At 41.6% G+C, this 21,269-nt stretch carries 20 protein-coding genes; 11 read left to right on the forward strand and 9 right to left on the reverse strand.

Annotation, left to right across the window (positions count from 1 at the left end):
• The first annotated feature begins 291 nt into the window (after window positions 1–291).
• The 3 genes from ABM313_RS20750 to ABM313_RS20760 all read left to right on the forward strand — a co-directional run bounded on the left by ABM313_RS20750 (window position 292) and on the right by ABM313_RS20760 (window position 7,645).
• Window positions 292–5,643, forward strand: a complete 5,352-nt coding sequence (locus tag ABM313_RS20750; RefSeq protein ID WP_434685046.1) for a hypothetical protein — start codon at window positions 292–294, stop codon at window positions 5,641–5,643.
• A gap of 138 nt (window positions 5,644–5,781) precedes the next feature.
• Window positions 5,782–6,570: an imidazole glycerol phosphate synthase subunit HisF gene (hisF, locus tag ABM313_RS20755; RefSeq protein ID WP_434685047.1), complete on the forward strand. Its 789-nt coding sequence runs from the start codon at window positions 5,782–5,784 to the stop codon at window positions 6,568–6,570.
• 94 nt (window positions 6,571–6,664) lie between these two features.
• Window positions 6,665–7,645 (forward strand): FkbM family methyltransferase, encoded by a 981-nt coding sequence (locus ABM313_RS20760; protein ID WP_434685048.1) that lies wholly within the window; start codon window positions 6,665–6,667, stop codon window positions 7,643–7,645.
• A gap of 91 nt (window positions 7,646–7,736) precedes the next feature.
• Here the strand turns inward: ABM313_RS20760 and ABM313_RS20765 are convergent, their stop codons facing one another.
• Both ABM313_RS20765 and ABM313_RS20770 read right to left on the reverse strand, forming a co-directional pair.
• Complete coding sequence (locus tag ABM313_RS20765) at window positions 7,737–8,204, reverse strand: GNAT family N-acetyltransferase (protein WP_434685049.1); 468 nt, start codon at window positions 8,202–8,204, stop codon at window positions 7,737–7,739.
• A gap of 245 nt (window positions 8,205–8,449) precedes the next feature.
• Complete coding sequence (locus tag ABM313_RS20770; RefSeq protein ID WP_434685050.1) at window positions 8,450–10,066, reverse strand: NAD(P)H-quinone oxidoreductase subunit 4; 1,617 nt, start codon at window positions 10,064–10,066, stop codon at window positions 8,450–8,452.
• A 376-nt stretch (window positions 10,067–10,442) separates the two neighbouring features.
• Here ABM313_RS20770 and ABM313_RS20775 point away from each other — a divergent pair, with 376 nt between their 5' ends.
• The 6 genes from ABM313_RS20775 to ABM313_RS20800 all read left to right on the forward strand — a co-directional run bounded on the left by ABM313_RS20775 (window position 10,443) and on the right by ABM313_RS20800 (window position 14,698).
• Window positions 10,443–11,624 carry an aspartate aminotransferase gene (locus ABM313_RS20775; protein ID WP_434685051.1) on the forward strand — a complete coding sequence of 394 codons (1,182 nt, stop codon included), beginning with the start codon at window positions 10,443–10,445 and terminating at the stop codon, window positions 11,622–11,624.
• A gap of 59 nt (window positions 11,625–11,683) precedes the next feature.
• Entirely contained in the window at window positions 11,684–12,535 is an 852-nt protein-coding gene (gene lgt, locus ABM313_RS20780; RefSeq protein ID WP_434685052.1) for a prolipoprotein diacylglyceryl transferase, read from the forward strand.
• Window positions 12,532–13,158, forward strand: a complete 627-nt coding sequence (locus ABM313_RS20785; RefSeq protein ID WP_434685053.1) for a DUF2232 domain-containing protein — start codon at window positions 12,532–12,534, stop codon at window positions 13,156–13,158. The genes lgt and ABM313_RS20785 overlap by 4 nt, the downstream gene beginning before the upstream one ends.
• A 171-nt stretch (window positions 13,159–13,329) precedes the next feature.
• Window positions 13,330–13,662, forward strand: a complete 333-nt coding sequence (locus ABM313_RS20790) for a helix-turn-helix domain-containing protein (protein ID WP_434685054.1) — start codon at window positions 13,330–13,332, stop codon at window positions 13,660–13,662.
• Complete coding sequence (locus ABM313_RS20795; RefSeq protein ID WP_434685055.1) at window positions 13,655–13,945, forward strand: hypothetical protein; 291 nt, start codon at window positions 13,655–13,657, stop codon at window positions 13,943–13,945. Before ABM313_RS20790 ends, ABM313_RS20795 begins: the two co-directional genes overlap by 8 nt.
• 66 nt (window positions 13,946–14,011) lie before the next feature.
• A complete protein-coding gene (locus ABM313_RS20800; RefSeq protein WP_434685056.1) occupies window positions 14,012–14,698 on the forward strand; it encodes an HAD family hydrolase in 687 nt (228 codons plus the stop codon).
• 52 nt (window positions 14,699–14,750) lie between these two features.
• Here the strand turns inward: ABM313_RS20800 and ABM313_RS20805 are convergent, their stop codons facing one another.
• From ABM313_RS20805 to ABM313_RS20830, 6 genes are all read right to left on the reverse strand, one after another.
• Window positions 14,751–14,924, reverse strand: a complete 174-nt coding sequence (locus tag ABM313_RS20805) for a hypothetical protein (protein WP_176453353.1) — start codon at window positions 14,922–14,924, stop codon at window positions 14,751–14,753.
• Between the two features lie 279 nt (window positions 14,925–15,203).
• Window positions 15,204–15,407 carry a phycobilisome linker polypeptide gene (locus ABM313_RS20810; RefSeq protein ID WP_094536171.1) on the reverse strand — a complete coding sequence of 68 codons (204 nt, stop codon included), beginning with the start codon at window positions 15,405–15,407 and terminating at the stop codon, window positions 15,204–15,206.
• A 194-nt stretch (window positions 15,408–15,601) separates the two neighbouring features.
• Window positions 15,602–16,087, reverse strand: a complete 486-nt coding sequence (apcB, locus tag ABM313_RS20815; RefSeq protein ID WP_094536172.1) for an allophycocyanin subunit beta — start codon at window positions 16,085–16,087, stop codon at window positions 15,602–15,604.
• Window positions 16,088–16,222: 135 nt separating this feature from the next.
• Window positions 16,223–16,708, reverse strand: coding sequence for an allophycocyanin subunit alpha (gene apcA / locus ABM313_RS20820; protein WP_094536173.1), 486 nt, complete (start codon window positions 16,706–16,708; stop codon window positions 16,223–16,225).
• A gap of 251 nt (window positions 16,709–16,959) precedes the next feature.
• Window positions 16,960–17,274, reverse strand: a complete 315-nt coding sequence (locus ABM313_RS20825) for a TMEM14 family protein (protein ID WP_434685057.1) — start codon at window positions 17,272–17,274, stop codon at window positions 16,960–16,962.
• Window positions 17,275–17,469: 195 nt separating this feature from the next.
• A complete protein-coding gene (locus ABM313_RS20830; protein ID WP_434685058.1) occupies window positions 17,470–18,429 on the reverse strand; it encodes a peptidoglycan DD-metalloendopeptidase family protein in 960 nt (319 codons plus the stop codon).
• 477 nt (window positions 18,430–18,906) lie between these two features.
• On the opposite strand from ABM313_RS20830, the gene ABM313_RS20835 reads away from it, so the two are divergent.
• Together ABM313_RS20835 and ABM313_RS20840 are read left to right on the forward strand one after the other, a co-directional pair.
• Window positions 18,907–19,134, forward strand: coding sequence for a hypothetical protein (locus ABM313_RS20835; protein ID WP_434685059.1), 228 nt, complete (start codon window positions 18,907–18,909; stop codon window positions 19,132–19,134).
• Window positions 19,135–19,257: 123 nt separating this feature from the next.
• The gene (locus ABM313_RS20840; RefSeq protein WP_434685060.1) at window positions 19,258–20,103 is read left to right on the forward strand and encodes an inositol monophosphatase family protein; all 846 of its coding nucleotides are present in this window, start codon (window positions 19,258–19,260) and stop codon (window positions 20,101–20,103) included.
• A gap of 149 nt (window positions 20,104–20,252) precedes the next feature.
• On the opposite strand, the gene ABM313_RS20845 is transcribed toward ABM313_RS20840, so the two are convergent.
• The gene (locus ABM313_RS20845; RefSeq protein WP_434685061.1) at window positions 20,253–21,269 is read right to left on the reverse strand and encodes a M14 family metallopeptidase; all 1,017 of its coding nucleotides are present in this window, start codon (window positions 21,267–21,269) and stop codon (window positions 20,253–20,255) included.

Raw genomic sequence — 21,269 nt, forward strand, 5'->3', positions numbered from 1 at the left:
TAGAAAATCGCCAAGATATTAGCAAAAAACTGGGAAAGATGTGTGCTATTGTCTGCTAACAAATTTGGCTTTAGAGTGTAGCTCATTTGAGAGTCAATTTGCCTACCAATTTTCGTAATCTTAGGATTTAAGTAGCTCAGCCTAACTAAAAAAAACAGATCCAAAAGCTGTGCCAACGGCATAGCAACCGTTACAGCTTTTAGTTTTTTGTATTTAGTTTCATGCTTACCTACTTACCTATCCTCAAGATAATCCCTTATCTATTGCTATGGAGGTCTTACAGGGGGCGCTATGTCAAAAGTTCTGATTAGTAGCTTGATCGATCAAATCAATACATTGCTGAGCCGCCCAGTGGGATCAGTGTCGCGGAAGCCTTCCCCAGATACTATTCACCAAAGAGAGCAGCTAAAACAGTTGCGATCGCATCTCGAAGGCTTAACTGATGACTCCCTTCTAGGTAATTTAGAGCAGCAATATCAAGCTTTAGTAACGCGCTTGCAAGGGCAAAATCACCCCAATAATGACCTAAGCAATCCTCAGAGTAGCGAACAGTCTAATCAAAATGACTTAAAAATCCAAGAAGTCAAGACAGACAAATTTAAAACAGATAAACTAGAGACATTGCCACCCCTATTAGTTAGCCCAGTAAGCAACTTATTTGGCGCTGAATCTTACTTGACAAAGGAGACTAGCACAATGACGAATGGCACACCTGAACCCACCTCTACATTTGTCAACGATCGCATGATTGCTTCGCTCCAGCAGGCAATTCAACAAACATTACAACAGGTTGTCAAAGATTCAGTGCAGCAATCAGTTCAGCAGGTGGTCAGCCAAACTCTCGCTGTCGAAAGAGCGCTTATGGTAGGAGAAATTTCGGCGAGTTTAAATAAAATTGTTGAATCTCAGCAGCGATCGCAAATAAGTCAAGAATTAATTACTTTAAATCAACAAAAACAAAAGTTAAACGCTGAAATCTCGCAGCTAGAATCTGATCGTGCGACTTGGATGAGGCAATTTCAAGAGTTTCAAACTACTCAACAAGAAGCTTTAGATCGATCATTAAGCTCAGTAAATAATTATGTGCGAGATCAAATCTCTGACTCGTTACAACAAACAGTTCAGCAAACTGTGGCAGGAACAGTTGCCGATAGTGTTAACCAAACAGTAGTTCAGACACTCCAAGACAACCTAGCCAATCTTTCTACGAGTAGTTCAGGTATCTCTAATTCAGAGCCAGCACAAGAAGAATTTGTCAATAAAGTACAAGAACAAACTGATCGCTTTTTGCTACATCTAGATGAAATGTTTAGTACTACATTTCGATCTCTAGAGCAGGAAATCCAAGAATATCAGACATCAATTGCCACCAAACTTGGTCATATCGAAACCCTCGAACAAAAGGGTGAGGCCTTAATTAATGCCTTAGTTAATCGGATCAGTCAACAGACTCCCCAAGCTCCACAACAAAGTGCTGAGGTAACTCCATCAGAAGCCCCTATATTGCCTGAATTACCAGATGATATTCCAATTCGCTATCTAGAGACTTTTACAGAACCTGCTGATGAAAATTTGATCAATGCCTTGTTAGCAGGTAATGAGTTTGGCGAAGCGATCGCTGAGGTGCAATCGCCATTTGAATCCCCAACTATTGAAGTTGAGATAAATCCTTTAGAAGCAGAAACAGATGGTGAAGATTTAGCTCTGTTAGCACCAAATCTAGAGGATCATCCTGAAAGTAATTTAGATGCAAATGACACAAATAATACTGAGGACTCTATAGACTTACAGGTTTCTGATCTGGAAAGTATACTAGGGGCATCTGCTGACACCCTATTTGAAGAACCAGTTACAGAAGTACAGGCTGATCCACTAATTGATTTAGCTGGTTTTGGCACAAGTATTATTCTCGACCCTCAAAGTGCGCTCGCCGCCCGTGAATTAAATCCTGATTTTGATATAGAGGCTGCAACTCAAATCGTCGAGAGATTTGATGCTCCGCAGGAGCAATGGGAAGAGAATGGCGAAGGAGGTAATGATCTTGATTTACTATCATTAAATTTTCCTGTGTCAGAGGAAGTCAGCAAGTCCAGCAATCTAATTGATGATCCTGAGCTTTTACAATGGTTAGAGGAAAGTAATAATCGCCCTAATCCAACAACAAATATTGCTGATGTTTCTCCTGATGAAGATCTCTTATCGTGGTTAGGTAACGAAGCTCTCGACATGGCTAAACTACCTACACCGAAAGATAGTCAATCATTAATCAATAATAGCTCGACATCTGAGCTAGAAGTTTTTAATACTTCTCAAATAGCTTCTATCTCAGCAACTAATATAAATTTGGACACAAACGGAGATAACCCAGATAGTATAGAGTCCAAAATCGAACAGTTCTTAAATAACTCTAATAGTGATCAAGCTGATGATTCTGAAGAATCACTTATTTTACTTACTAATAAAAATATTGACGATTCTGCGTTTCCAGAATGGGAAGATTCACTAGTTGATGATCTTAATTCAGATTTAGAACGTCTTGGTTCTGGTGTTGCCTCAGATCACCAAATAGCGGCTAAGCTCGATCAGTTTATTCGCAATACTCCCTACGCTTTAACTAATTGGGAAGCTGAAGAGTCTCAAGCTTATCCTACAATCATTGAGGTGTCAGCTCAATCATCAGGCGATAAAAATGTTAATTCACAACCAGAAAACAATGAATTAGAAGTTCCCCAAATTATTGAGGACTCCAATGCCTTATTTATTGATCGATTTGCTGATTCTTTTACTGATAATGATGAGCAGTCAGAAATTGCCGTAGATACTGTTGACTTGCAGCAATCTCCCTTCTCAACTGAAGTCAATGATATTCCTGAGATTTTTGACGACGAGGATTCTCTGTTTGATATTAAACCAGAAGATCAAGTTTCAGAGATAGATTTAACGCGCACTTCTAAACCGTCATCCAGCGCAACCTTGTCAAATATTGATGAGATGGATGCAATTTTTGCAGAAGTAATTGCTGAAAATGCCGCTAAATATTCTCAAACAACGCCATTCGCTGCCAGTGATGAATTGGACGAACTGTTTGATAAATCGCCCAAGGTTAGTAAGCAGGAAATCAGTAACAATCCAAATCTAAATCTAGATGATGAAAGTGAGCTTGACACACTTCTATTTGGTTTTGATCCTACAACTGAATTAGAAGAAACAGATACAATCATGCAGGTTGCACCTCAAGTAGGCTATAGCAAAATTGACTTTGGTGCAGATACTATTAGAGAGCCTGTTGCTTTCCCAGACACAATTGAATCTATCGAAGAACAATTAGATACGATTATGCAAGGCTATGCTCAGGAAGAGGCGATAGATTTGCGCGATACTTCAGATGTAACTGGGTTTGTAGAGATCGAAGAAATTCCAACTATATTAGAAAGTCCAAATGTTACTCAAACAGAGGAGGATGATTGGAACATAGCCTTAGAAAAGCTTGAATCTAAACTAGTACAGCCAATTACAACAAAAAAAGATAATGGGCTTGAGGCTGAATCTTTAGAGTTATCTGCTGACGAGTTTTTTGCTTCTTTGGAATATGACAAATTGAATAGCTTCGCAGATACTAGCGAAAAACCTACGCCACCAAAGTTTTCAGATAAAGGATCATCTGGATCGATCGCAGATTTTATTGATTTAGAAAATAATGCTGAGATTGAGGAAGAAGAATTATTACTCAATGAGTTTGCCGATGCTCAAGGTGATGCACCTAGTAATGTTACTGATAATGAGTGGGATAATTTACTCAAGAATTTGAACTCGTTTAATTTTAATAATCCCTTACTTGATGATCGGCGAGAGCAACTGGGGTTGTCATCAGTAGCACCGATTAGCGACACCAGTGAAAATGTTTTCGATATTGACTCCCTCGTATTGGAATCACGAAGCATGGCGCTGATTCCTGCTCCACCTGAGAAAGAAGTCTATAGCCTCGATGATACTTGGGTCTTAGGGATTGATTTTGGAAGTACTGCTATTAGAGCCAGCTTACTAAATGCTGATACTGGTCGAGTATATGCTCTGTATCTTGATGATGTTGATGAAATGCCCTGCAAAATAGTATGGACAGAGGATCATAATAGCTTAGACGATCCGATCGCTAAAGATATTCGGGTGCTCACGAAGCGATCGCAAAATGTAGGACTTGAAACTGGTGAAGTAGCTCTTGTCCATTTTAAACAATTTCTTAAACTAGGCTTACCCTATCGCGGGGTGAGTGCTTGGCAGCCAATCATTCAATGGTCAGATTCTCGTCAAGTGAGTCTGCGATGGCTAATTGCAGCTCTCAAAAATTTACTAGAGCAGATTCAAACTAGGGCAAATCATCCCAAACTTCCTGATGTTGGTTTGATTTTACTGAAGTTAAGTGGCGTTGTATTTGGATATCCTGCTGACTGGTCAGACACTTATATTCTGAATGTTCGTGAAGCAATTCTTAAGGCAGGATTAGTTAATCAAGCTGAGCAGGTAATGGCTGTCGATCAGGCGATCGCACCAGTTTTGTCATTGCTTCATGATCAAAAAATTTCTCAGGAAATTACACTGTTAATTGACGCAGGCGCTGTTACAACTAATCTCTGTTTGACTAAAGGATTAAGTGAGACAAAAGATCGCTCAAAGCTATACATTCGTAGTCTTGATTATGCAGGTGTCAGCATCAGTCAAGATATTGTTGCTCAACTGTTCTATCCACACTGGCAGTTAATCACCAATCCTAACCGACATCTGTGTAATTTCGATCATCTCAGCTTGCCAGAGATTGGAACTTCTGCACCTCAGCAACGGATTCTCCTTCAGCAATATTTATTGAGTTCCCAACTTGGTCAACAAATGTTGGAACTAGCCGATCGCGTCAAAGTCACATTTGGCAGAGACGTGGGTATAGATAGTTGGAACGAAGAGTTGATGGGGCAGCCTATAGTCGTGCTGCGGCGGGAATTGGAGAACTTGATTTTGCAACCATTTATCCAACGCCTTAATCGTGAACTCAATACTATTCTCAGTAATGCGGGTATTCTTGGTGAAGATGTACACCAAGTTTTGCTACTAGGTAGCACGATGCATATTCCCCTACTATCACGTTGGCTAGCTCAAAAGCTTCCCAATGCTAAGATCGATCCATTAGCAACTTCTGTAGTCGCTAATGGGTTAGCCGTATCACCGCTTTATCCTAATTTGCAAGATGTCGCACGTCAGCAATATTCTGATTACTTCCTCTTACATGAGATCTGCCGACTCAACCTGACTAAATCAGTTAATCCCAATCAACTGCTTCAACAATTACAAATGCGTGGGATTAATATCAAAACCTGCCGCGATCGCATTTTGAGCATTTTACAAGGTGACTTACCCGAAGGGTTATTTCCTTGGCAAGAGCCAGAAAGCTCAGTAATTCTGGAAGATCCAACTCTCAGTAGCGATTTATTTGCAGGTAGATTATTTGAACTGGAAACCGATGGCACATATCAGCCTAATGTCACCAAGTTCCAGCAATTACGTGTGTATTTACAGGCAATTATTGGCAACATGAGCCAAACCTTGAGTGAGCCACTAGTTTTTCCTGAGATTAAAACTATGGCGATGTCTAAATAAACAAAAGGAGTGCTTAGCACTCCTTTTGTTTTCAAAGCCTTACTTTGCAAGGTTTTGAAAACAACCTAAGTTTGCGTAAGGCTCAAAGCGCTGTAAAATATTCTCTCTTGCTGTGATTTTGGAAAAGTTAAAGAGCTTATGCTAGCGAAACGCATTTTGCCTTGTCTAGATGTGAAAGCAGGTCGAGTTGTCAAAGGGGTCAACTTTGTTGATCTGAAAGATGCTGGCGATCCCGTAGAACTAGCACAGGCTTATAACCTCGCAGGAGCCGATGAATTAGTATTTCTAGACATCACTGCTACTCATGAAGATCGCGGTACGATTTTGGATGTGGTTTATCGCACAGCCGAGCAAGTATTTATTCCGCTCACGGTGGGCGGTGGTGTCCGCAATGTAGACAATATTCGTGAGCTTTTGCGGGCTGGGGCAGATAAGGTGAGCATGAATTCGGCAGCAGTGCATGATCCAGATTTGATTAATCGCAGTAGTGATCGCTTTGGCAATCAATGCATTGTGGTGGCGATCGATGCCCGACGGAGAAATGATCCTCAAAATAGTGGCTGGGATGTATATGTGCGGGGTGGTCGGGAAAATACAGGTATTGATGCTCTCTGGTGGGCGCAGGAAGTGGTCAAACGTGGTGCTGGCGAAATTTTACTGACAAGCATGGATGCTGATGGCACAAAGGCTGGCTACGATCTGGAGCTAACTCGTCAAGTTGCGGATTTAGTTGAAGTTCCTGTGATTGCTTCGGGTGGTGCGGGAAATTGCGAACATATTTTGCAAGCAGTGACTGAAGGTAGAGCGGAAGCAGCTTTACTGGCTTCTTTACTGCATTATGGCGAACTGACGATCGCGGAAATTAAGGATTATCTCCATGCGAACAAAGTTCCTGTGCGATCGCTGACCTCCTCAAGTAAGTGCTAGTTACCAAACCTTAAATTTGTGCCCCGCAGGGGCGCAAATTTAAGGTTTGGTTATGCCTATTCTTACCAAAGTTCAAAAGAGATAGAAAAATTTTATGGTCAATAATTCCCCAAACAGGAAAGCTAGCAAACATAATCAACCCGACGATTGGCTGTACGATCGCTCAGTTTTAGGATGGATACTCAATCCAAATCTGAGGAAGCAGTTACCATTTCTGTATCGCATCTTTGGCTGGTACTGCAAATTGTATTTTAGTCTCACTGGCAAGAGCTATCTTCTAGGTGGACGAGAGTTATTTAGATTTCTATCCAATATTTTCTATCGACTTTCACCTGATCAATATCTAGAACTACAACTATCGGGCTATCAAGTATTTTTGAATCCGACAGATATGCGGCTCTTTCAAGTTGTCAATGAGCTAGCTAGTGAAGATACCGACACGCGAGTTTTATCAGGGTTACTGTCTGAGGGTGATACGTTTCTAGATGTTGGCGCAAATCATGGTAGTTTTGCGATCGTAGCAAGCAAGATGGTTGGTGAAAAAGGTTTTGTCCTTGCTGTTGAGCCACAGCCTCGTTTAGCCAAGGCTTTAGAAAAATCCCTCACAGCCAATGCGATCTGCAAATTCCAAATCTATAATCTAGCAGTTGGTGATACCGATGGTGAAATAGAACTATTAGTACCAATTGGCACATCTGGCTCAGCAGGCATATTTCCAGAACATTCCGCAACCCATCAATACCAAACTTTCACTGTTCCACTCAAACGATTTGATGAATTGGTAGATTGGCAAAATTTTACTGGCAAAGTTTTGTTAAAACTGGATGTGGAAGGCAGTGAATGTGCTTTTCTCTCAGGAGCTAGAAAAATGATTACGGCTTTAAAACCAACTCTGATCATTGAAGTCCATCCCACCAGTCTCAGAGCCGCAGGAGCCACGGGAGATAAACTTAAGAACCTATTGAAAGAGCTTGGTTATAAATACTATGCAGAGATAGCCGATCGCGATCGCATTTTTGCGCTAGAAGACTTAAACACCAATATTCAACGAAATGTAGTGATGATGATGGCTTAAACATATTTCATGCGATCGCCTTACAGCAATGCTTAAACCCGAACCAATAATTTTTTAAAAGTGTTGCAAAAAAGCACTTTTAAAAAATTTATTATGGAACCCACTTCAAAAAACAGCGATTATTATTTTGCTCGGTAATTTCTGCTCCTAGTCGCTTGTAAAAACTCAGTCCCCGTATATTTCGAGCATCAGCATTCCAAGCAAGATGAGTGCAGTCATTTTCCTTAGCAATTTGACCAAGTTTATGCATTAATTCTGTTCCGACTCCCCGATTTCTCATTTCTGCTTCCACATATAGATCGTCAAGCCAAATGCTTGGTTGACCTATAAATGATGAATACCGAAATCCATATAAAGCAAAGCCAACTTCACGACCTGACAACTCTGCAAACAATACGTAAGAAAAAGGAATTTCTCGAAAAATCGTTTTGAGAATTTTTTCCTCTGACACTTTCAACTCACCAGAAAATGCCCCAATTTTGCGATCAAATTCTGATTTTTTCTGAATAAAAGATAATATTAGTGATATGTCATTTGGATTAGCAGATCTAACTTTCATCTATTAACCTATTCTCTTTCCAGTGAATAATTGGTGCATAGACATAACACCAATTATTCACTTTATAACACCTATAGCAAAGCAAGAGATAACTAGGACAAATCAAAACCAAAAAGATGAGTGGCGGCGCTTCGAGCCGCCACTCATCTTTTTGGTTTTATGTTCTAAGCAAACCTTATATTGCTATACATAAAAAAAGAGCGCTACAGCGCTCTTTTTTCTATCTGTACAGAATTTCTTCTTAACTACTCAACAATTCCCAAAAGAGTTTGAGTCTTAGGGTGAGGTAGTTGCGGAGCAATCAAGCCCGAAGAATAAAGATGTGGATTGGTCTGAGCAACTAAACTAAATGCTCCACGCGCTTGTTCAGTTACGGCTACAGTTTTTACATCATAGGTCTGAGTCGCTAATTTCGGATAAAGCCCGATCGCCACAATTGGTACAAGTAAGCAAGCGGCAATAAATACTTCACGAGGTTTAGCATCGCTGACGTACTTATCAAAGTGCAGAGCAGGATTAGGCTGACCGTAGAAAACTTGACGCAAAGTTGAGAGTAGATAAATTGGCGTGATAATTACGCCAACGGCTGCTAAGCCAATCATCACGATCTTGAAGTTAGATGCATAGACATCACTGGTCGTAATGCCAAGGAAAATCTTCAACTCGCTCACAAATCCACTCATTCCAGGAAGAGCCAGAGAAGCCATAGCCGAAGCGGTCATCAAAGCGAAAGCCTTAGGCATGATTTTAGCGATACCGCCCATTTCATCCATCATTAAAGTATGGGTGCGATCATAGGTAACACCTGCCAAAAAGAATAGAGCTGCCGCAATCAAGCCGTGGGATAGCATTTGGAGAACCGCACCACTCACACCCAAATCATTGAATGATGCTAATCCCACCAAAATAAAGCCCATATGTGAAATCGAAGAATAGGCGAGGCGACGTTTGAGGTTTTGTTGCGCGAAAGCTGCCATTGCTCCATAAACGATGCCGACTACACCGAGAACTGCTAACAAAGGTGCAAAGTAAACATGGGCATTGGGCAACATTTCAATATTGAAACGGATTAGAGCATATCCCCCCATTTTCAACAAAACCCCAGCTAAGACCATCGATACTGGTGCAGAGGCTTCCCCGTGAGCATCTGGCAACCATGTATGTAAAGGGAAAATCGGCAATTTCACACCAAAGGCAATCAAGAAACCAGCATAGGCAAGTAGCTCAAAGGCGATCGGGTATTGCTTCATACCCAGTTCTGCCATATTGAAGGTAATAGTATCGCCGTAAAACGCCATCGCTAAACCAGCGACAAGAATAAAAATCGAACCTAATGCTGTGTAGAGAATAAACTTTGTTGCCGCATAGAGCCGCTTGGGTCCCCCCCAAATCGAAATCAATAAGTAAACGGGAATTAGTTCTAATTCCCACATAAAAAAGAAGAGTAGTAAATCTTGAGCTGCAAATACGCCAATCTGAGCACTATATAGGCAAAGCATCAAGAAATAAAATAGGCGTGACTTATGCTTTACATTCCAACTAGCAAAGATTGCTAAGGTGGTGATTAAGCCTGTTAACAAAATAAGCGGCATTGACAATCCATCAACGGCTAATGACCAGTTCAAGCCAAGATGAGGAATCCAAGCGTATGTTTCTGCCATTTGAAACGATGCTTCATGCAAATTGTATTGACTCCAAAATGCATAGATCATTAATGACAATTCAATAAAACCTACTGCCATCGAATACGATCGCACGTTTTTGGCATTATCGTATTTGTCAGGAATAAAAGGAATCGCAAAAGCTGCTACAAGGGGTAACAAAAGAATTGTGGTAAGCCAAGGAAATTCTGCAACAGACATGATGAGGATAAATACTTACTCGTTAATTCAATTGTATGCAGAATTTGTAAACTTGTGTTAAGTCTTTTGACATAAAAGTTAACAAATTAATAAATTGTTCAAATAGACTCAAAGCTATACCTGCATTTGTTTTCTGGGATCAAGATTGACAACCATCTATAAATTATCATCGTGTCAATGAATACCATTGATTTATAGCTATTGTTAAATCGCAAAACGAGAATTAGTAGTTGATGATCGCTTTACTTTCTCAACTACAAGTGCGATCGCGAGACAATTTCTATTAAGATCAAATTTCTATAACAACACCAGTTGAGTTGTCATAGCTCCGCTACAACAACTCTATACATTCACCCTATACGTTCTCACAACACAAATGAAGACTTGGCTCAAACCTGCTCAACGACTAGGAAAACTCCCTCCATATGTTTTTGCACGTCTAGATGAGTTGAAGTTACGAGCGAAAGAGCAAGGTCTCGATTTGATTGATCTTGGTATGGGCAATCCTGATGGACCTACCCCCGAACCAGTAGTCGAAGCAGCGATTGCCGCTTTGAAAAATCCCAAAAATCATGGCTATCCTCCCTTTGAAGGCACGGCGAGTTTTCGTCGTGCGATTACGGATTGGTACAAGCGTCGTTACAATGTCCAGCTTGACTCTGAAGGTGAAGCATTACCATTAATTGGCTCTAAGGAAGGTTTAGGACATTTAGCGATCGCCTATATAGATCCAGGCGATTTAGTCCTTGTCCCAAGTCCCGCCTATCCCGCCCATTTTCGAGGTCCCTTGCTAGCTGGTGGTGAAATCTACGAAATGATCCTTAGTCCAGAAAAGGACTGGCTAATTGATTTAGATGCGATTCCCGAAGATGTGGCAAAACGCGCCAAGGTGATGTACTTCAATTATCCTGCTAATCCTACAGGAGCGATCGCTCCCCGTGAATTTTTTGAAGAAGTAGTTGCCTTTGCTAAGAAATACGAGATTTTATTAGTTCACGATCTCTGCTATGCCGAGCTTGCCTTTGATGGCTATACACCCACCAGTTTGCTAGAAATCGAAGGTGGCAAAGATGTGGGTGTAGAATTTCATACCCTTTCCAAAACCTATAATATGGCAGGCTGGCGTGTGGGCTTTGTAGTCGGCAATCGCCATGTAATTCAAGGTTTACGTACCCTCAAAACTAACCTTGATTACGGCATCTTCTCTGCGATTCAAGTGGCAGCTGAAACAGCTTTGCAACTGCCAGACAAATATCTTGAGGAAGTCTGCGATCGCTACAAAGAGCGGCGTGATTTCTTGATTTCAGGGTTAGGCGAACTAGGTTGGAATATTCCCAAAACCTATGCCACGATGTATCTGTGGATTCCTGTACCTGTGGGCATGACTTCCGCTGACTTTGCTCTTAAAGTATTGGAGAGCACAGGTGTAGTATTTACTCCTGGTAGTGCCTTTGGACAAGGCGGTGAAGGCTATGTCAGAATCAGTTTAATTGCAGACTGCGATCGCTTGGGCGAGGCGCTGAATCGTCTTAAGCAAGCAGGAATACGTTACAAATAGCTAAAGGTGTGGCGCTTCGCGCCACACCTTTAGCCGATTATCTAGGTAAAAAGTAAAAAGTGCTTAATTTATTACCTCTCGCTTTTGAATTTACATCTCCAGGTCCGATCGCCTTTGAGATTGGACCACTTTCGATCCGTTGGTATGGACTGTTGATTGCCTCGGCGATTATTGTGGGGACTGTTTTGGCGCAAACTCTAGCCCAAAAACGTAATGTTGATCCAGAGCTAGTTGGCGATTTGGCGATTTGGCTCGTAGTTGGTGCGATTCCCTGCGCCCGTTTTTACTATGTCCTCTTTGAATGGCATCGCTTTCAAACTCAGGAATGGTACAAAGTCTTTGCGATCTGGGAAGGCGGTATAGCCATTCATGGAGCAATTATCGGTGGGGCGATTGCCGCAACCATTTTTTGTAAGCGCCAAAAAATCTCCACATGGCTGATGGCTGATATCATCATGCCTGCGGTAATTTTGGGACAAGCAATCGGGCGTTGGGGCAACTTTTTTAATTCCGAAGCTTTTGGAAGTCCCACGGATTTACCTTGGAAATTATTTATTCCAATCAATCGTCGCCCCCCTGAATTTGTAAATGAGGCATACTTTCATCCCACATTTTTATATGAATCCCTGTGGAATCTTGGTGTGTTTGCAATTTTAATCTTTGCCTTTTTGCGATTTCCGAAACTGAGGACTGGCACGATCACGATGTTCTATGCGATCGCCTATAGCCTTGGTAGATTTTGGATTGAGGGTTTACGCACCGATAGTTTAATGGTGGGTGGGCTTCGCACTGCCCAAATGATCAGTCTTAGTGCGATCGCCGCAGGTGTTTTTGGTTTAGTTTGGCTATACGGATTGCGTCGGCGTTTACCTGATACTACTCCCAAGGAAATTCCGACCGAAAATCTATGACCAAATCGCCTCATACCGATCCTCGCGAAATGGTAGAAACTGCATTCCTTGCAAGTACTACCGCCATGTTGTTTTTAATTAACTACTACTTTCCTTTAGGACCGTTACTGCGAATGCTATTTCCCCTGCCAACAGCTTTAGCCTATTTACGCTGGAATAGTCGAGCTTCGTGGATGGCGATGGTAGTAACAGCGCTACTTTTAGCAATTCTGATGGGTCCAACCCGCAGCATTCAATATATCGTTCCCCATGGTTTAGTCGGAGTGACATTAGGATATTTGTGGAAACGCGATTTTCCTTGGTCTGGCTCACTCAGCATTGCCACGATGATTGGCTCAATTGGCACAGCTTTCCAATTTGCTTTTTTATCAATTTTATTAGGCGAAAATGTTTGGAACTATTCAATTGTGCAGGTTACAGGACTACTCAATTGGCTACTTCAGCTATTTGGATCATTAGAACAACCAGACTTTGCCACCATCCAAACCTTTGCGATCGCCGCAATTATCTTCAGTAACTTTGCCTATCAATTACTTGTTCATTTAGTTGCATGGATTGTACTTGACCGTCTTGGCAACCCTATCCCACATCCCCCCAAATGGATAGAATCTTTATTGGATTAAATATAAAATATCCACTTAAACGAGCTTTTACCTTAGTTGATCAGCATAGCTGAGACAATCTTTGGAAAAACTTAATTAATTGACACATTCTCGAATAAGAAATTATACTCATTAGTTAACCGCCAGAATGAGTATCGTTCTGAAATATTGGCGCAAATCATCTTCGTTATCATGACCAACCCTGCCGAATCAAATCAAACTGTAATTACAAACTCATCAATTGCTCTATCTGAAAGAGAATTGCAAGTGATTGAATTAGTAGCCGCAGGCTTAACCAACCAAGATATCGCAGTCAAACTAGCAATTAGCAAACGTACTGTCGATAATCACATCAGCAACATTCTGACTAAAACTAAAACTGACAATCGAGTTTCCTTAGTACGTTGGGCTTTGCAATGGGGGAAGGTATGCATTGATGAAGTTAATTGCTGCATTATCGGTACTCATGTGGTCGGTAATGTTTTAGAAGCAAAAGATTTAGAACAGGAATTAGAAAGTGCCTAGTGGTAACTTAGAGCTTAATCGCTACAGGATTGTTTACAGTCCCGATATTGCTTTAGCTATGTATCGGGAGTTAGCATCCCATCTCGAACAAATTGACGACAATATCAATGCTGAATTATTTTGGCAAGAAAGTACTGAATTTAGTTACTTAGGTAGTCAGATAGGAGGATTGTGGCTTACATATCCACAATCCATTCCTGAGCAATTCCAAGTTTTAATCAAAAAAATTTTGAACCATTATGGGGTTTGGTTTTCTGAACCCAATTTAGCCATTAATTCTTAAAAGCCCATAATTCATACTGCGATTCGCACAGTATGAATTATGGGCTTTTAAGTTATTCTCAAAACTATGAAAAAACGCATATTTACTGATTTCGACGGTCCAATCATGGACGTATCAGAGCGCTATTACCAAGTTTATTTATATTGTCTAGATAAGATTCGGAAACCAGATCAAATAGTCACAACCTTATCCAAGAGTGAGTTTTGGGAATTAAAGCGATCGCAAGTTCCTGAGAAAGAAATTGCTAATCTCTCAGGCTTTGCCGACGAGAAGCAATCCATTGCCTTTGCTCACTTGCGTCGAGCCACAGTGCATACAGATCCATATTTTGAGCATGATCAGCTCATCGAAAGTGCCATACCCGCATTAGAAAAAGCTCAACAGTCAGGCATCGATCTTGCGGTGATGACTATGCGCCGCCGTCGCGAGCTAGAACCTGTTCTAGATAAATACAATTTAAGACGCTTTTTTGCTAGCGATCACATTTTTTGTCTTGATGATGACTACATCAAGACTGTTGACATTCAAGACAAACCTAAATTGATGAAAATGGCTCAAGAAAATCTGCCAGAAGTCCAGCAACAATGGATGATTGGGGATACTGAAGCAGATATTATCGCAGCCCAAACCTATGATGTTCCTGTAATTGGTGTTTTAAGTGGGATCCGTAATCAAACCCAATTAGAAAAGTACAAACCAAATCAAATACTTCCTAACTTACTCTCATCGATAAACACGATTCTAGAGCCATAAATCATAAAAAGCAGCGCATTGCGCTGCTTTTTATGATTTATGGGTTTTCAGATTACATTCCCCCTAAAAACTCTTGCTTAGCAATTTTGACCATAACAGCTTGCTGACCAAGATAGAGCATGTGCAACTCAGTAAGAAGTTGCTTAGCTGCATCTAGATCGATGTTTTGGATCTGCTGGCAAAACATCATGTGGGTAAATTGCTTCTCGATAGGTAAGTCACTCATAAGTACCTCTTTTACGAATCAACCAATGACACTAAACTATGACAATAACTAAGGGATTGAAGTTGCTTAACAGTAGATATTAGTCACCGTGTCAACATAACGTAACAATACTTTAAAGTTATTAAAAAAACTGTATCATCATAAACATTTTTTCTAGATATACCCAAAGAAACATTTTCGACAAAAAGTCATAAAGGTATTCCTTATGATAGTCATAAGCAAATCCCCAAACAAAAAGGCTCGCTTAGCGAGCCTTTTTGTTTGGGGATAAGAAAAAAACTAAAGTAAGCCAGTATTTGTGCCTTGCTTGCCTGTAGCTAGTTCAACTTTTACAATCTTGCCACCCATTTTCATAATGCGTTGCTGTTCAGCGAACCAGTTGTCATAGGACACTAACTTCGTGAAATAGGTATTTTGCAACTCTCGTTGTGTACGAATGCGAGTTTGGCTAGGTACACAAGCAGTGATTTTAAAAGTCCGCATAGCGGCGATCTCCTTCAGAGCCAGTTATTTAAAGATTAATTAGAAGTTAATTTCAAAGAAATATTTCTAGACTGATATAAGCGTTGGCGGCGAGATAGGAAGCTCAAGCTAACCTACCTCCGCCGCCTTAGTAAATATTAATTAATTTAGAAATTGAATTAATAAATAAATAGCAATCAACGCTATATCGGCAATTAGCTCAAGCCAGAGCTGATGTAATCGAGATATACACCCAATTCCTTACCAGCGTCAGAACCAACGATGCTAGCTGCAACTTCTTTGATTGCTTGGATCGCTTGAATGGTGGAAACTACAGGTACTCCAAGAGAGTTGTAGGTTTCTTTCAAGCCATTGAGTACGCGCTCATCAAGGATTGAAGCATCGCCAGCAAGCATTGCATAGGTTGCATAGCGGAGGTAGTAGTCGAGGTCGCGGATACATGCAGCGTAACGACGTGTGGTGTACATGTTGCCACCGGGACGGGTGACATCTGAGTACAACAAGGACTTAGCAACAGCTTCTTTAACGATGGTTGCAGAGTTAGCAGCGATCGCAGCAGAAGCACGAACACGAAGTTCGCCAGTTGCAAAGTAGCTCTTTAGCTTTTCTAGAGAAGCGGCATCAAGGTACTTGCCTTGAACGTCAGAAGAATTGATGACGGAAGTAATTGCGTCTTGCATTTTTGTATATCTTTTAGGTTTGCAATTAGTTTTTTGAATTACGGATTCAGAATTCTGAATAGCTTAAATTCTGTTTTTAAATACAATCGATTTGAGAACAATCCGATAACAATCTAAGAAAGTTCGGAAATCGCCTTACTGCATTGCACCGATGACGTAGTCAAAGTAGTAACCAGCTTCGGCTGCATCTTCACCAGACAACAAGGAAGCGGCTGCATTCTTAAGACCACGTACACCTTCGACAACACCAGGAATAGGAGTGCCTAAAGAGTTGTACATTTCCTTAACGCCAACTAGACCGATTTCTTCGATAGGGGTGACATCTCCAGATACAACTCCGTAAGTTACTAGGCGGAGGTAGTAGTCGAGGTCACGTAGGCAAGTTGCGGTCATTTGTTCACCGTATGCATTTCCACCAGGAGAAACAACATCAGGACGCTTTTGGAAAAGTTGATCACCAGCTTGCTTAACGATGCGCTCGCGGGATTCGGTCAAGGTTTGGGCAATGCGAAGACGGCGCTCGCCAGAGCTTACAAAGCCCTTAATGCGATCTAGTTCACCAGGGCTGAGGTAACGTGCTTCAGCATCTGCATTCACGATGGACTTCGTGACTACGCTCATTTAATTTTTTCTCCAATCAAAAATGTGAATAAAAACGATTGATGTGATGCCGTACCATGCAGAAATTCCTTTGCTTTGGCGATGTCCTAGGGACTATCACAAAAAGGTTGGGGCTTATCTGACATGGAAGGTTTCTTTGTCAAAGCAATGATTACCAAAACATTTTGAAGCATTGCGTTGTCCACAAGCTTTTCTTCATCACACTTCTTAACATTTCATATGTTATCACTAGAGGTGAAAACCGAGATCAATTAGCCTGAAAGTATTGCTGCTCCAAGGGTTGTGATACCTCCAAGGATCATTAAGCCTGCGGGCATAAATTTTTTGGTTTTGATGAGCCGCACGATGAAGACGATCACTAACAAAACTGTGATTGCCATACCAACAATTTTTCCCCACTCTTGGTTTTGTGCGGCAGCAGTTCCTGCGACAAGTAACCCAACTCCGCTAATGCTGCCTGAGATGATCGATGCTTTGCTTTGACTTTTGGCAAAACCGATGATGCCGCCAACAATCGCGATAACTCCATAGACAAGTAGGGCAATGGTGCTTGGAGAAAAGGTCATAGTTTATGTTTCTAAGTTTGCAAACTAGTGAATTAAAAATATTACAAACCATGCTAGCGAACTGTATTTCTGGGCGATCGCTGACTCAAACCTTTAGTTACACAACGTTACAATCAAGACAATCAAAAAATGAGGGGATGCGCTTAGCGCATCCCCTCATTTCTCACTTCTTGTGGATTACATTGCTATATTTCTTTAAAGCGCAAATAGATTAGCCATAGAAGAAGCAATACGATTGAGGTATGGAGCTGGGTCAAGAGCTACCCAACCATCTCCCGATGAAACCATGATCTCAAAGTGCAAATGCGGACCCGTTGAGCGTCCTGTTGAACCGACAATGCCAATTTGCTGACCTTGAGCAACACTTTGACCTTGATAAACGTAAATGGCTTCTAGGTGGGCATACCTTGTGCCTGTAGAGCCATGATCGAGTTCAATAAGATTGCCATAACCATCGCCCCAGCCTGCATATTCGACACGACCTGATTTGGCGGCGAGTACGGGAGTGCCAAAAGGTGCACCAAGGTCGATGCCACTATGAAAAGACCAAATACCTGTTACAGGATTAATGCGCCAGCCATAGTTAGAGGTGACGGGCACGGCGTAGGGTAGGGGATAGCCGCCTGTTTGCATAATGACAGTAGGATTGTCTGAGCCTCTAGAAGCGATCGCGGGATTGAAAGGAACAGGATCGGGCTTCCAGATTGCCCCAGGGACGAATACGACTTTGGGCTTACGTTGACAGCCATTACGCTCGAACAGGACATCAGCACGAATATTAAATTTTTTGGCAACGGTGGTGTAATTCTCTTCGTTTTGGAATCGATAGGTTAAACCATCTAGGGGCGGAATCGATAGAGTTTGACCAACCTTAACTTCACCGTTACGAACTTCGGGGTTCAGGCCCATTAAGGTTGCAGTCTTAAGTTCATATTGCTTAGCGATCAACTCAAGGGTTTCACCTTGCTTGACTTTATGCTGTGCAAGATCGTCAAGGGTTGGTTTACCACAAAGCTCTTCGGCTTCTTTCGCATTGGATTGATCAATGGGGGTAGATGGGGTTGAGGTAGTTGCGAATAAGGCTGAAGGAAATAAACTAGCGATCGCACTAGCGATTAGAACTGGGAGCAGGGATATTTTCCAAGACGGCTTCATGGAGTGTTACTTGAGATATATGTGAGAGATATGTGGGACAGTAAGAGGCTAAATTTGTGATTTGATAAAAAAGTAACAAAAGATGAAGAGTTGCGACAAGAATCTTCACAAAATAAATGCTTAAACATTCTCGCAGCGATCGCGACTTTACTAACACCACCGATCTGGTGATTTAGATCTTTAAGTAGCTAGGCAAAAGAAAGCTTAAAACCCACAAAGCTGTGGCTCTATCTCCACGTGCGCCACAGCTTTGTGGGTTCTAGTTTTTATTATGCCTAGCTATTTAGTACTGAAAAATCCGAGATCAGTTTGATAATCAGTAGTATGAACAGGCTGAAAGCAATGCTAAGTCACGGAAGTTAGTTTTTTGTGACTTAGTAGCCCGTATGTCTACCTTCTGACTTTCGTAAGAAGAAATGCCGATAGCTTTGCCAATGATAATATTGACGAATCTACAAGTTTAAAAAGGTTACATAAATGATAGATAGCGACGAGTGGAAAACGCTTCAAGAAAGAGCGTCAACTCTTGTTACAGAAGAGCTTATGTTTCCGTATGAATATAAGCAATACTTTGAAACAGAAAATATCCCTTCTGAGGAAGACTTAAAAAAGTGTACAGAGCTAATTGACCGTTGTGCAAATGATAGACAACCTCCAGATATATTTACTCAATACTCTGCTGACAGTGGTGACTGGTTGCCTTAATTGCATCTTTAAAGTCATTAAAGAAAGTCATTAAAGTCATTGACATCTTCTCAGGGCTGAAGCGCCTGAGTTTCCCGCGTATCGGAATTTCTATGAGAATTGACAAAATCAAATTCTAAAATCATGACTAAATCGCTAGCTTCTGTTAGTAAAGAACAACTACACATTTTCTTAGATATTGCTACTGAGGCTGCTTGTGCGGGAGGTGCAATTCTCAAATCCTATTGGGGAAACCTGAAGGAAGTCGAAGAAAAGCGTCCAGGGGATTTGGTGACGATCGCTGACAAAGAATCAGAAGCAATGGTTCTCTCTATTTTGCAAAGACATTTTCCTGATCACGGAATTTTGGCAGAAGAATCGGGTGTATTGGGAAATACCGAAAGTCGATATTTATGGGCGATCGACCCTCTGGATGGCACAACTAATTATGCTCATCAATATCCATTTTCATCAGTGTCGATCGCTTTATTGATTGATGGAATTCCTGCTGTAGGTGCGATTTATGATCCTTTTCGTGATGAAATATTTCGGGCAGCGACAGGCTTAGGTGCAACTCGTAATCGTTTACCAATTCATGTTTCTAGAACTACAGAACTTAGTCGTAGTTTGCTCGTAACTGGTTTTGCTTACGATCGCACTCTCGTTGAGGACAATAACTATGCGGAGTTCTGCCATTTCACGCATATCACCCAAGGGGTGAGGCGTGGAGGCTCGGCGGCGATGGACTTAGCCTATGTAGCCTGTGGACGCTTAGACGGTTATTGGGAGCGCGGTCTATCGCTATGGGACTTGGCGGCGGGTGTGGTGATTGTGCGTGAGGCTGGTGGAGTTGTCACTGCTTACGATGGCAGCGAACATATTCCTAAGTCTGGAAGGTTGCTTGCTACTAATGGTCATTTGCATGAACAAATGATTGCAGAGTTAGCATTAATCAAGCCTTTGCCATTTAAGTTTCCCTTTGGACGTTAGTGCTTCTCTATAGCAATGCAAGTTTTACTTAGGACATAAAACCCAAGAATTGAATGGCGGCGCGCAGCGCCGCCATTCAATTCTTGGGTTTTATCTATTTTGTTGTTATAAAAACAGAATAAAAAAGCTGGTGCAAAGCACCAGCTTTTTTATTCTGGGGTTGGGAAACGTTCCATGAGGTAGCAGAGGCAATCTTGGCGCACAATGTCCGTATCAAGGGTGAGCATTGACGGCATTACAGGTGCTTTTAAAAGAATTTCGCCATTTTCGATTTGGAAGTAGCGATCGCCTTTTTCTTCACCCTCTTCGCTCACCGCTGACAAATAGGCTTTCTCGGTTTTCGCTATACCGAAGTTTGTGCCACTTGGTAACTCACAGAAATTCAAACAATCCATCTCGGCAGGAAAAGTGATGTCATCGTCAGGTTCACCAGTGAAGCTGAAATTAATATGTTCGGGGACTTTGACGATCGCTACCGTGTGAAATAAATCAATATCGGCGATCGCCGAATCAGGCAAATTATCAAAACTATCGAGATTCAGACAAGTTTCTACATATTCCATTGCATGAGCCGTGCCATCGGGTAGGTCAGGCTGTCCACATTCCAACACGATCGCAGGGCAAAATTTACTAAAGGCATAGGATTGCACTGTTTTGGGACTGGTGTAGTACACCACAGTTTTATTGAATAGCCGCGCTAAGTGTCGAGAATACTTATCTAAATGAGTAATACAGCCATAGTGAGGATTTTTGCCAGTATTATTGTGAATATCGATGCTGGCGAATACCCCACGCGATCGCATTTCCGTAATTACCTTTTGCGCCATGATTTGTTCTGGTAATGGCTCAGATGCGTCCCCAATTTGCCAAATGCGATTGTAGTCAGGCTGGGGGGCTAAATGCCTTTGACGATATCTTGCTCCTTCGATATTGCCAATAAACAAAGAAAGCGATCGCGGCAGCTTTTTGTATTGATATTTGTGAAGTAACTCACGCATTGCTAACCAACTAGTTGTTTCATTGCCATGTAACAAAATCGAAACAAATAATGCTGGTTGGCGATCGCCTTCTAGGTGGATCAATGTGGGGCGATCTAGTAATTGCCAAAGTTGCGTAGATTCAAGCTCTAGTAAGCCGTATGGTAGGCGATCAAAAATATCAAGCAT

Source organism: Pseudanabaena minima str. Chao 2107 (assembly GCF_051131155.1).
Taxonomy (GTDB): Bacteria; Cyanobacteriota; Cyanobacteriia; order Pseudanabaenales; family Pseudanabaenaceae; genus Pseudanabaena; species Pseudanabaena minima.

Coding starts and splice junctions, on each gene's coding strand:
- ABM313_RS20835 (WP_434685059.1), top strand. CDS start 18,907: ATGATAGATAGCGACGAGTGGAAAACGCTTCAAGAAAGAGCGTCAACT.
- ABM313_RS20760 (WP_434685048.1), top strand. CDS start 6,665: ATGGTCAATAATTCCCCAAACAGGAAAGCTAGCAAACATAATCAACCC.
- ABM313_RS20840 (WP_434685060.1), top strand. CDS start 19,258: ATGACTAAATCGCTAGCTTCTGTTAGTAAAGAACAACTACACATTTTC.
- ABM313_RS20785 (WP_434685053.1), top strand. CDS start 12,532: ATGACCAAATCGCCTCATACCGATCCTCGCGAAATGGTAGAAACTGCA.
- ABM313_RS20790 (WP_434685054.1), top strand. CDS start 13,330: ATGACCAACCCTGCCGAATCAAATCAAACTGTAATTACAAACTCATCA.
- apcA (WP_094536173.1), bottom strand. CDS start 16,708: ATGAGCGTAGTCACGAAGTCCATCGTGAATGCAGATGCTGAAGCACGT.
- ABM313_RS20830 (WP_434685058.1), bottom strand. CDS start 18,429: ATGAAGCCGTCTTGGAAAATATCCCTGCTCCCAGTTCTAATCGCTAGT.
- ABM313_RS20805 (WP_176453353.1), bottom strand. CDS start 14,924: ATGAGTGACTTACCTATCGAGAAGCAATTTACCCACATGATGTTTTGC.
- ABM313_RS20770 (WP_434685050.1), bottom strand. CDS start 10,066: ATGTCTGTTGCAGAATTTCCTTGGCTTACCACAATTCTTTTGTTACCC.
- apcB (WP_094536172.1), bottom strand. CDS start 16,087: ATGCAAGACGCAATTACTTCCGTCATCAATTCTTCTGACGTTCAAGGC.
- ABM313_RS20800 (WP_434685056.1), top strand. CDS start 14,012: ATGAAAAAACGCATATTTACTGATTTCGACGGTCCAATCATGGACGTA.
- hisF (WP_434685047.1), top strand. CDS start 5,782: ATGCTAGCGAAACGCATTTTGCCTTGTCTAGATGTGAAAGCAGGTCGA.
- ABM313_RS20750 (WP_434685046.1), top strand. CDS start 292: ATGTCAAAAGTTCTGATTAGTAGCTTGATCGATCAAATCAATACATTG.
- ABM313_RS20765 (WP_434685049.1), bottom strand. CDS start 8,204: ATGAAAGTTAGATCTGCTAATCCAAATGACATATCACTAATATTATCT.
- ABM313_RS20825 (WP_434685057.1), bottom strand. CDS start 17,274: ATGACCTTTTCTCCAAGCACCATTGCCCTACTTGTCTATGGAGTTATC.
- ABM313_RS20775 (WP_434685051.1), top strand. CDS start 10,443: ATGAAGACTTGGCTCAAACCTGCTCAACGACTAGGAAAACTCCCTCCA.
- ABM313_RS20845 (WP_434685061.1), bottom strand. CDS start 21,269: ATGCTTGATATTTTTGATCGCCTACCATACGGCTTACTAGAGCTTGAA.
- ABM313_RS20810 (WP_094536171.1), bottom strand. CDS start 15,407: ATGCGGACTTTTAAAATCACTGCTTGTGTACCTAGCCAAACTCGCATT.